This is a genomic window from Microbulbifer sp. ABF4_143 (assembly GCF_056160225.1).
This window is the reverse complement of sequence record NZ_JBSWWT010000037.1, coordinates 1-9,772: the sequence shown is the minus strand read 5'-3', so window position 1 is coordinate 9,772 and position 9,772 is coordinate 1. Positions and strand designations below refer to the sequence as shown.

Below are 9,772 nucleotides of genomic sequence, written 5' to 3'. Positions count from 1 at the left end.
TCCTCCCTCCCCCCCCCCCCCCCCCCCCCCCCCCCCCCCCCCCCCCCCCCCCCCCCCCCCCCCCCCCCCCCCCCCCCCCCCCCCCCCCCCCCCCCCCCCCCCCCCCCCCCCGCCACTCAGCTCAGGGGCCCCGCACGATAGCGTCTATTCGGCGCTGGTCTCCGCCTGCCACTGGAACAGGTTCATCTCGATAAAGAAGAAGGCCACCAGCCACAGGAACGCATCCCAGAAATCCAGGAAGCTGCCGGTGAACCCCCAGTAGATGGCACACAGGAACAGGGTGAAGTACAGGATACCCTTCACCAGCTGCGAATAGCGCATGACCTTGTCGGACAGCTCGTGGCGCAGCTGCAACCACACCTCGAACGCCAGAATAAAGACCACCAGCAGCCATGCGCTGGCGTTGATCACATCGGTCCACGCCAGCCACTTGATCTCGGTCCACACGGACGTGTCGCCAAGTATCTGTACATCGGCGAGCCGCAGCAGGTTGGAATCCGCCAGCGCAACACAGTTCTCCGCGCTCAGCGGCACATAGTCGCTCTCCCCCACCACCAGCTGCCAGCCGCCCTGCTGGGCCAGCTCACAGGCGGGCTGCGCCACCGGCAGCAGATTGGTCAGATAGAGCATTTCCGCCACATAGCCGTAGCAGGAGTAGACGATAAACAGGTAACAGAAGGCGGAGACCGCATTCAGCGACCACTTGACCCAGCCGCGGATAAGCCGGTCGTCCAGCACGAAAGTCTCCAGCTCGAATACCAGCAGCAACAGCACCCAGGCCAGAGTATCGATGGAGTCGTTGTAGACCTCGATCACCTCGCCCAGATGCAGGCCGCCGGCGAATACGGCACCGGCGGCGGCGTGGTTTTCGACGAAGAAGGCGTAGACGTTGTAGGCCAGCAACAGGTAGACGGTGTATTTGAACACCCGGAAGAGCATGTAGCGGTTGTTGGGCAACTGCACCGTGGCCACCTCGGACATCGGCATTCACCTCTGTTGATTATTGTTTTATCTCGGCGATACGGCCGCTGCCGCAGCGCAGCCGACAATATCGAATAATTATTCGGTTTTTGCAATAGCCGGCACGAAATCCAGCGCCAGGGAGTTCAGACAGTAGCGCAGCCCGGTGGGCTCGGGGCCATCCCTGAACACATGCCCCAGGTGCTCGCCGCAGGCGGACAGCACCTCGGTGCGCTTCATGCCCCAGCGGTAGTCGTCTTTCAGCACCACATTGTGCGGATAGGCGATATCCCAGAAGCTCGGCCAGCCGGTGCCGGACTCGTACTTGTGCTCGGAACTGAACACCGGCAGGCGGCAGCCGGCGGTCACATAGACGCCCTCTTCCTCGTTGTGCAGCCACTTGCCACTGAAGGCGCGCTCGGTGTCCGCCTCCCACAGCACCCGGTACTGATCCTCCGGCAACAGCTGGCGCCACACGGATTTCGGGATCGCGCTCAGATTGGTGCCGGCGGCGATATGGGCCCTGGCCTCGGACACGGTCATCGCCTGGTCGCGCCGGTCGTCCGCCTCGGTACAGGCGGGCAGCGCGCACACCACGAGCAGTAGCGAAACCAGGTACAGGGATTTTTTCACAGTCTGACGCCTCGCTTTTTTGTTCGCCACTCGGTCTTTGGAGTCCGCTGCCGCGCGGCGGTTCAGATCGCCGGTGCAAGCGGCAGCCCGGCGCCGCCGGACTCGGGTCGCGGTGTCTCTCCGGGCACCTCTTCCGGCGCCGGGCGCGCCTCCCCCTGCCCCACCGCCGCACCCTGGCGCTGGGCACCGTCGCCGTCGAACAGCTTGTCGAAGCGCACCTCCGGCTCGGCCCAGTCGCCGCTGATGCGGTAGCTGACGCTGGCCATCTTGTTCACCTGCTTCTTGAACGCCTTGCTGATCAGGTAGACCCCCGCCGCGGCCGGCAGCCCGCCGGCCAGCGCCGCCACCAGGGCCAGGTTGTTGCCCACCGGCAGGGTCGCCACCAGGGTCAGATCCAGGTCCTCGCGCTGCAGGTTGACCCGCCCCGCCATCTGCAGCTCACTGGTCGGCCCCTCCACCTGGATCGGCACCGCGATCAGCAACTGGCCGTCGCCCTCGAACACCACTTCGCCGCGCACCCGGTCGAAGGCCATGCCACTCTGGTAGAGGTCGGAGAAATCCAGCCGCAGGCGCCGCGCCCAGGTGTCGAAATTGAACAGCGACAACAGGCGCAGCAGCGCCGAACCGGCGCTGTCGCTGGCGCGCAGGAAGCGGCCGTCGCGAATATCGATCTTCAGCGTCCCGGACAACAGGTTGCCCGCCACCTGCGCCGGCGAGCCGTCCCAGCGCAGCGCGGTATCGAAGCTGGCGTAGCGGCTCTCGATCAACGGCTCCTGCCCCCAGGCGCGCTGCACCAGGGCCAGGTCGTCCGCGACCAGGCGGCCGATAAACTGCGAGGAATTGCGCCCCTCGGCATCGCGCAGCCACATCAGCTGCGCGCCCAGCTTCTGCTCGCCGCTGCCGCGACCTTCCAGCCGCACACCGCGCGCTCCGCCGCGGATATCGCTCAGCACCAAGCGGTCTGCGGACGGGCGCAGGCGGAAGGACCAACGCCCCAGGTCCTCGTCGCCGATCGTCAGGCGCTCGGTGCTGAAGTTCACCTTGGGCAGGCCGGCAAAGTCGAAGTCGGCCCAGGGATCCGCGGCCTCTTGAGCGGCTTCGCCCTCCGCACCAGACCCGGATTCCGGTGGCGCCGGCAGGCGCAGGTGCTCCAGGTCCAACTGCAGCGGCGTGGCGCTGTTCACGACGCCGCTCAGGCGGCCGGCAACAGTTTCACTGTCGAACTGCAGCTGCCAGTCGGCGCCCAGGCCGCGGCCGCGCAGGTGTATATGCGCTATCTCCGCCTCGCCCAGCGCCAGGCGGTCGGTACTCAGATCCAGCGTGACAGGCAGCGGCTGCCCGGCGCCGTCGCCGCTTTCCGCGGCGCCAGCCTCTGCGTCTTCGTAAATCCGCAGCAGCTCCAGCCAACGAGGCAGGTCTATCTGTGACAGGTCGCCGGTAATCGCCAGGCCCCGCTCCGGGGGGAGTCTCGCCTCGGCGTTGAGCGCCAGTGCGCCGCGCTCCAGCGCCCCCTGTACCTGCCAGAACTGGCCCTGCAGATGTTCGCCGTAGTTCAGGTGGAAGAGGCTGCCCTGTTCACCGATCGGCACCCGCAGTACGAAATTGGTCCTGTCCCCGGCGCGCTTACCCAGCGGCGCCGGCAGATTGACCGCGACGCCAGCCAGGTTCGAGGTCAGTTCGAACACCGCCGAATAGGGCATGGCCTTCTCCCGCGCGGGTATCGTGACCAGGGCCCGGTAATCGAGCACCCCGTCCAGCCACTGCAGTTCCGGGCGCCCGCTCCAGGTGCGCAGCGCGCCGGCAGCGGCGCTGCCTTCCACGACCACCTGGGTGTCGCGCTCGGCGCCGTCGCCGAGGTGCCGTATCTGCGCCTTCAGGGGCTCTCCCCACAGGCTGCCGCGCAGCTCGGTGCCGGCGAGGCCGCGCTCGCTGTCGTAGGACACGCTGCCCCGCAGTTGCTCTATCGGCAGGCGCAGGTCCTGCAGCCGCAGGGCGCCGTCCCGCAGTTCCAGCTGTACCCGCTGCTGCGCGGCCAGCTCGGCGCCGCCGAGGGGCTGGGACAGGACCAGGCTGCCATCCATATGGCCGCTGAGGTGCCAGTCATCAAAGGCGCTGCCGAGCCGCTCGCGCAGCGGCGACTGCTGCAGCAGCCGCAGGCCATCCGCCGCCGGCCCCGACAGCTGCGCACGCACGTCGAGCAGGGATCCGCGCCCGGCGGGATTCGCGGTCACGCCCACGCGGATGGCGCGCGCATCGATATTCCACAGTTTCGCTCTGTCGGCGCTGACCAGCACCCGGCCGTCGTCGATGCGCAGGCGCCCGTCGACATCGCGCGCGGCCGGCCAGCCGGCGGCGTAATCCAGGTTGGCGGCGGAGAAGTCCGCGGCCAGTTGCACCGTCTGCCGCCCGGGGTGGCGTCCCAGCGCGAGCAGCTGCCGGTCTTCGCCCTCCCGGTAGCTGCTGCCCCGGTAGATGAATCCGGCGCTGGCGACGCGACCGGGGTTCTTCGCCCCCAGCCCCTCGTCGAGCCAGCGGCGCAGGTCGTCGCTGACCGTGTGGGGCACCAGCTGCCGCTGCGCCGAGACGGGTGCGTCGCGCAGGCCCAGTGCCAGCGTGAGCTCCGTCGCGCGGCTGTGGGCGATGTACGGCAACTGCAGCAGGAACTGGCCGCTGACGCTGCCCATATCGCCCGCCAGTTGCAGCGGCCCGGACAGCACCTGCACCGAGTTGCCCTCGCGGTCCACAGACCAGGCGACGGTGCCACTGGCGCGCTCGAACTGGAAGGCGTCGGCGTAGAGCGCCGGGAAGTGGGCGCTGAAGCTGCCGCCGCCCAGCTCGACGCGCCCGTCGTCGCCCTGCAGCTGCAGGTAGCCATTCAGCCCGCGCACCGCCGGCGCACCGCGGTGCGCCTCGGCGCTGAATTCACGTAGGTTGGCGCTGAGCTCGACGCGGCCGTCGGCGCCGCGGCTGAGCTGGATATTGCGCAGCTGGCCGCTGGGCTTTAGCGCGCGCAGCCATTCGTCCGCCGCTCCTTGCAACAGTTCCAGCCGCTCCAGGATGCGGCTCCAGCCGCCCAGATCGATCACGTCTGCCGCCAGTTGCAGCCCCGTCTGCGCGTCGCTGCGCGCCTGCAGGTTCAGCGCCGGCATCTGCAGGTCGCGCCAGCCGAGCCGTATGTCCTGCAGCGCCAGGCGCCACTGCCGCCCCGGCTGCCAGTGCCCGGAGATGTCGCCGGCGAGGGACTTCAGCGGCGCCAGTACGGGCGCCGGCTCGCCGCCGGATTCGGGCTCGGCCGGCTCGGGGCTCGCTTCCTCCACCTGCTCGAGGCTGAGGCGCCCGAGCAGGCTGTAGCCGCGCTCGGCATCGCTCTGCAGCCACAGCCTGCCGCGCGCCAGTTTGCGCCCGTTCCAGTGGTACTTGTCCGGCAGCGGGGTCAACTGGTGCAGCAGCGCGACGATATCGCTGTCGAGCAGCAGTTCGTTCAGCTGCACATAGCCGTCGAGGGAGAAGTTGGCCTTGTCGCGCGGGTTGCCGCGGCCCTCCAGGACCAGGCGCAGAGTCTCTTCGCCAGCCGCCCGCGGCACGGCACCAGCTCCCGGACTCCCCTTGGTCACATGGGCGCGGGCCGTCAGGCGGTGGAAATCGCCGCTGTTTTCCAGCTGGATCTGCGGCAGTTCCAGCTGCGCCAGTTGACCGTCGTCCAGGCGCAGGGTGATGCGGGCATCGCGCACCTGCACCTTGGGCCCCAACTGGAAAATGCGCGCCGGATCGCCGAGGTGGGCCCCGCCGTCACCGTCGGTATCCGGGGCGGTCCGGGGGAAACCGTCGATATGCCAGCGGGCGAATCCGGTGCGACTCAGACTGGCGGAGAAGTCGTGCACCTGCAGGTTCTTCCATACCAGCTCGCGATTCCACAGGCTGGCGAGCAGATCCAGGTGGAAGAGGCCGTAGCCCATCTGCACCTCGCCCTTTTCGCCGAGGCGCAGGCCGTCCAGCTGTAACGCCACCTCCAGCGCCTGCCAGCGCAGCGACAAGCGCTCCATCTGCACCGGCACGCCGAGGCCGTCGGACAGCCAGGCGCTGATCTGCGGGCGGTACTGCTCCACCTGCGGAGACAGCAGGCGCCCCGCCTGCACCAGTATCGCGAGCGCTATGACGAGGCTGACAGTCAGCAGCCAGAACTTGCGCGCCAGCCAGCGCAGCGCGCCAATCACGCGCCACCTCCGACCGCGCGCGGCGATTCGCCCCGCACCGTGAAGGCGCGAGGGGCTGACCGGGCGACAGGGGGCGGATCAGACCAGAACAATGTCGTATTGCTCCTGGTTGTAGATGGGCTCCACCTGGAACTGGATCGGGCGGCGGATAAATTCCTCCAGGTCGGCCACGTTGGCGGACTCCTCGTCGAGCAGCAGATCGATGACCACCTGGCTGGCCAGCACCATGATCTTCTCGCTGTCGTAGGCGCGCGCCTCGCGGATGATCTCGCGGAAAATTTCGTAGCAGACGGTCTCGGCGCTCTTCAGGGTACCGCGCCCCTCGCACACCGGGCAGGGTTCGCAGAGTATCTGGCCGAGGGACTCGCGCGTGCGCTTGCGCGTCATCTCCACCAGTCCCAACTCGGACACCCCGGTGATACTGGACTTGGCGTGGTCCCGCTCCAGGGCCTTCTCCAGCGTGCGCAGCACCTGGCGCTGGTGCTCCGGATCCTTCATATCGATAAAGTCGATGATGATGATGCCGCCCAGATTGCGCAGGCGCAGCTGGCGCGCGATGGCCGTGGCCGCCTCCAGGTTGGTCTTGAAGATAGTCTCTTCCAGGTTGCGGTGGCCGACGAACGCACCGGTATTCACGTCGATGGTGCTCATGGCCTCGGTCTGCTCGATAATCAGATAGCCGCCGGACTTGAGCGTGACCTTGTTCTGCAGCGCCTTGCGGATCTCCTCCTCGACACCGTAGAGATCGAACAGGGGCCGCTCGCCCGGGTAGTGCTCCAGGCGACCGGCGATCTCCGGCGCGTACTTGCCGGCGAATTCCGCCGCGCGGCCGTGGGCCTCGCGGGAGTCGATGCGGATTTTTTCAGTGTAGGGGCGCGCCAGGTCGCGCAGTGCGCGCATAAACAGCGGCAGGTCCTCGTAGATCACCGAGGGCACCGGGCGCTCCTTGATGCGGTTCTCCAGCTCACGCCACAACTTGTACAGGAAGGGGATATCCCGCAGCAGGTCCTCCTCGCTGACCCCCTCGGCCACGGTGCGCAGGATAAAGCCGCCGTCGCCGGACAGGCCCTCGTCCGCGAGGCGGGTCGACGCCAGCTCCACCAGTTGGCGCAGGCGCTCGCGCTCAGCCTCGTCCTCGATGCGGTTGGAAATGCCGATATGCCGGGTCTGCGGCATATACACCAGATAGCGGGCGGATACCGACAGGTGCGTGGTCAGGCGCGCGCCCTTGCTGCTGATCGGGTCCTTGACCACCTGCACCACCAGCGACTGTCCCTCGCGCACCAGCGCGCGGATATCCGCCACTTCCGACGAGTCGCGGGACTCCATGCCCTCTTCGTCCAGCGGCGCTATATCCGAGGCGTGGATAAAACCGGCGCGCTCCAAGCCGATATCCACGAAGGCCGCCTGCATGCCCGGCAGCACCCGCACCACCTTGCCCTTGTAGATATTGCCGACGATACCGCGGCGCGCGCTGCGCTCCAGGTAGACCTCCTGCAGCACGCCGTTCTCCACCAGCGCGACGCGGGTCTCGGTGGGGGCGACATTAATCAGCAGCTCCTCGCTCACGCGTCTCTCTCCCCTCTGCTCCCGCTCCGGGCCACCTCCCCCTCACACCAGTAGGGGATGCCGGCGTTTTCCAGCATCGGCACCAGCGCCTCCAGCGGCAGGCCGACCACATTGCTGTAGCTGCCGCTGATGGATTCCACCAGCGCCGCGCCGAGCCCCTGGATGCCGTAGCCGCCGGCCTTGTCGGCGGGTTCGCCGCTGCGCCAGTAGGCCTGTATCTGCGCACTGTTCAGATGCCGGAAACGCACCCGGGTTTCCACCAGGCGGCTGAATTGGCGCTCGTGGGAACGCAGGCAGATGGCGGTCAGCACCGAGTGCTCGGAACCGGACAACTGCCGCATCATGGATTCGAAGTCGGCGAAATCCCGCGGCTTCTCCAGCACCCGCCCGCCGGCCAGCACCAGGGTGTCGGCGCCCAGGGCCCAGAGGCGGGTATCGGCATCACCGGCCAGGCGCAGGCCGGCCTCGGCCTTGTCGTGGGCCAGGCGCTGGACATAGTCCTCCGGCGTCTCACCGGGCCTCTGCTGTTCGGGGACGGACGGGGTGACCTGCGAGAAAGGCACGGCAATCTGCGCCAGCAGCGCGGCGCGGCGCGGAGAGCCGGAGGCGAGTAGGAGTCGGCTGTCGGCGGGAGTCTCAAACACTGTACTACTTATTCTTTGTTGGTCAGCGGCTGATTATAGCGGTATCGCTCGAAAAATGATCGACCTTTTACCCTGCTTAACAGTCGCCGGCGGTTCAGCGCACCTGCAGGCGGCTGGCCATCGCGTCGAGCCAGGGGGCGACCCAGGGCCACAGCAGCGCGGTGGTGACCGCTGGCCACAGGAAAGTCAGATCCGGCACCGGTTTGCCCGCCAGACTGTGGACCCAGTTGCCGACCACCTGGTTGATACCCACCAGGATGAAGACCCACATCAGCTGCTGCGCCGGGTTGAAGGCGCGGGTGCGCCGGTAGGTCAGCAGGCTGAAGTAGGCCAGCACCGCCAGCGCCAGCGCGTGGCTGCCCAGCGCGGCGCCGGTCACCAGGTCCTCGACAATACCGACCACCCAGGCAAATCCGACGCCGAGGCTCTGCGGCATGCGCGTGATCCAGAAGATCACCAGCAGCGCGGTAAAGGCCGGGCGGAACCACAGCCACTGGTGCGGCAGCGGCATCACGGCCAGCAGCAGCGCGACCAAGACGGTCGCGGCGATAAACCAGCGGTTATTCGCTTCCAAGGTCCCCGTCCCCGCTGTCGGCACTGCCTCTGTCGCCGATAACTGCCAGCACGAAGCGGCTGCGGTTCATGCGCCCGCGGGGCTGAACCTCGGCCTCGGCAAAGGCGCGGCCGGGATCCCGCCGCACCGAGATCACCTCGCCCACCGGATAGCCGGCCGGAAAGCGGCCGCCGAGACCGGAGCTGAGCAGCAGGTCGCCCTCGCGGATATCGCTGGTATTGGCCAGGTGGCGCAACTTGAGGCGGTAGAGGTCGCCGGTGCCCTCGGCCACGGCGCGCACACTGTTGCGCAGCACCTGCACCGGTATCGCGTGGCTGGCGTCGGTGATCAGCAGCACGCGGCTGGAGGAGTCGCCCGCTTCGATGACCTGACCGAGCAGGCCGCTGGCGTCCATGATCGGCGTGCCCAGGTCGACGCCGTCGTCGCGGCCCTTGTCGATCAGCAGCACGTGTTCGAGGGGATCCGGCGATACGCCGATGATCTGCGCCACCAGCACCCGCTCGTCGACCATCTCGGCGGAGTTCATCAGCTCCTTGAGCTGGGTGTTCTCCGCCTTGACCGCCGCCAGCAGCTGGCTGCGCTGTTCCAGCAGCAGCACCTGGCGCTTGAGGCGGCTGTTCTCTTCCAGCAGCTCCTCGCGGCTGCGCAGCTGCTCCCCGGCCCAGTCGCCGACGCGCTCGGGCGCGCCGGTAATCCAGTAGAAGGGCGCCACCAGGCCGGCGAGGCGCTCGCGCACCGGCTGCAGCCAGTCGGTGTAGAGATTGATCGCGATCAGTGCCGCCGCCACCAGGCCCAGCACGAGAATGCGGGACTCAGGCGAGGGGCCGCGGGTAAATAGCGGTTTGATGGGCAGACCCCCGTCTCTAGGTCAGTTCGTTGGTTCTTGTTATCGAGTTCCGTGGTCGGCTCTACGGGGCTCCGTAGCTGGCTCCGCGGCGGCACTGCTACCGGTATCAGTACCTTCGCATTTGGCTTTCGAGTGGTACCCACCATCATCTGGGGAATTGGCGGGAAAACTGAAGTTAAATGCGCAGGCCCTGATGCCGGTGGCTTCTTGCGGGACTGGGGGGAGGGGGGGGAGGGGAGGAAAAACTCCAGGGGGGGGTGCACGTAGTGTTTCGCAAAAAAACAACAGTGGGAAGGGCGCCACCGAATCACCCCCTTCGCCCCGCCACCAC

The 9,772-nt window shown here is 67.7% G+C and carries 7 protein-coding genes; all 7 read right to left on the bottom strand.

Annotation, left to right across the window (positions count from 1 at the left end; translation table 11 throughout):
• Nucleotides 1–144: 144 nt before the first annotated feature.
• Nucleotides 145–981 carry a hypothetical protein gene (locus ACXAF3_RS17800; RefSeq protein WP_475113640.1) on the bottom strand — a complete coding sequence of 279 codons (837 nt, stop codon included), beginning with the start codon at nucleotides 979–981 and terminating at the stop codon, nucleotides 145–147.
• A gap of 78 nt (nucleotides 982–1,059) precedes the next feature.
• Nucleotides 1,060–1,593, bottom strand: a complete 534-nt coding sequence (gene msrB, locus ACXAF3_RS17795; RefSeq protein WP_475113639.1) for a peptide-methionine (R)-S-oxide reductase MsrB — start codon at nucleotides 1,591–1,593, stop codon at nucleotides 1,060–1,062.
• Nucleotides 1,594–1,655: 62 nt separating this feature from the next.
• Complete coding sequence (locus tag ACXAF3_RS17790; RefSeq protein WP_475113638.1) at nucleotides 1,656–5,807, bottom strand: YhdP family protein; 4,152 nt, start codon at nucleotides 5,805–5,807, stop codon at nucleotides 1,656–1,658.
• A 78-nt stretch (nucleotides 5,808–5,885) separates the two neighbouring features.
• The gene (rng, locus tag ACXAF3_RS17785; RefSeq protein WP_475113637.1) at nucleotides 5,886–7,376 is read right to left on the bottom strand and encodes a ribonuclease G; all 1,491 of its coding nucleotides are present in this window, start codon (nucleotides 7,374–7,376) and stop codon (nucleotides 5,886–5,888) included.
• A complete protein-coding gene (locus ACXAF3_RS17780; protein ID WP_475113636.1) occupies nucleotides 7,373–8,020 on the bottom strand; it encodes a Maf family protein in 648 nt (215 codons plus the stop codon). The genes rng and ACXAF3_RS17780 overlap by 4 nt, the downstream gene beginning before the upstream one ends.
• Nucleotides 8,021–8,114: 94 nt before the next feature.
• Complete coding sequence (mreD, locus tag ACXAF3_RS17775) at nucleotides 8,115–8,594, bottom strand: rod shape-determining protein MreD (RefSeq protein ID WP_475113635.1); 480 nt, start codon at nucleotides 8,592–8,594, stop codon at nucleotides 8,115–8,117.
• Nucleotides 8,581–9,441 carry a rod shape-determining protein MreC gene (gene mreC / locus ACXAF3_RS17770; protein WP_475113641.1) on the bottom strand — a complete coding sequence of 287 codons (861 nt, stop codon included), beginning with the start codon at nucleotides 9,439–9,441 and terminating at the stop codon, nucleotides 8,581–8,583. Before mreC ends, mreD begins: the two co-directional genes overlap by 14 nt.
• Nucleotides 9,442–9,772 lie beyond the last annotated feature (331 nt).

Coding starts and splice junctions, on each gene's coding strand:
- ACXAF3_RS17800 (WP_475113640.1), bottom strand. CDS start 981: ATGTCCGAGGTGGCCACGGTGCAGTTGCCCAACAACCGCTACATGCTC.